Below are 1,150 nucleotides of genomic sequence, written 5' to 3'. Positions count from 1 at the left end.
TACGGGACTATCACCCTGTATCGTGGCACTTTCCAGAGCCTTCCATTAACACATAATAAGCTTAAGGGCTGTTCCGATTTCGCTCGCCGCTACTATCGGAATCTCGGTTGATTTCTTTTCCTACGGGTACTTAGATGTTTCAGTTCTCCGCGTTCGCCTCGTTAACCTATGTATTCAGTTAACGATACCTGCAAGCAGGTGGGTTTCCCCATTCGGAAATCCTAGTCTCAAGTGCTTTTTACTAGCTTGACTAGGCTTATCGCAAGTTAATACGTCCTTCATCGCCTCCAACTGCCAAGGCATCCACCGTGTACGCTTAGTCACTTAACCATACAACCCAAACGGGTCTTTGTTTTGTGACAGTTTAACTTCGCCAGAAGTTAATATTGAATACTAAAGTAGATACCAATCAACAAACGTAAACGTTTATTAAATGGCACTGAATGATACTGCTATCATTCTTTTTTACTTTTGAAAACTCTGTACAAATAACACTGTTATTCATACGAATTTTATTATCAGCTTTTCCAAATTTTTAAAGAGCATATTAATTAGTTAACCCAAAGAGCAAACTAACTAACAATCATCTGTGTGGACACTACGAACAAATAAGTTCTAAATCGTATAAGGAGGTGATCCAGCCCCAGGTTCCCCTAGGGCTACCTTGTTACGACTTCACCCCAGTCATGAATCACTCCGTGGTAAACGTCCTCCCGAGGGTTAGACTATCTACTTCTGGAGCAACCCACTCCCATGGTGTGACGGGCGGTGTGTACAAGGCCCGGGAACGTATTCACCGCGTCATTCTGATACGCGATTACTAGCGATTCCGACTTCATGGAGTCGAGTTGCAGACTCCAATCCGGACTACGACGCACTTTAAGTGATTCGCTTACTCTCGCGAGTTCGCAGCACTCTGTATGCGCCATTGTAGCACGTGTGTAGCCCTACACGTAAGGGCCATGATGACTTGACGTCGTCCCCACCTTCCTCCGGTTTATCACCGGCAGTCTCCTTAGAGTTCTCAGCATTACCTGCTAGCAACTAAGGATAGGGGTTGCGCTCGTTGCGGGACTTAACCCAACATCTCACAACACGAGCTGACGACAGCCATGCAGCACCTGTATCAGAGTTCCCGAAGGCACCAAAC

General features: G+C 45.8%; 2 rRNA genes. Both read right to left on the bottom strand.

The annotated features are described in order from the left end of the window. Window positions 1-330, bottom strand: a 23S ribosomal RNA gene (locus tag QL984_RS18435); the annotation flags it as partial. A gap of 295 nt (window positions 331-625) precedes the next feature. After that, window positions 626-1,150 (bottom strand): 16S ribosomal RNA (locus tag QL984_RS18430); the annotation flags it as partial.

Source organism: Pseudoalteromonas sp. APC 3495 (assembly GCF_030407645.1).
GTDB classification, from domain to species: Bacteria; Pseudomonadota; Gammaproteobacteria; order Enterobacterales; family Alteromonadaceae; genus Pseudoalteromonas; species Pseudoalteromonas tetraodonis.
The sequence above is the reverse complement of the archived record's forward strand: the minus strand, read 5'-3'. Positions and strand labels throughout refer to the sequence as shown.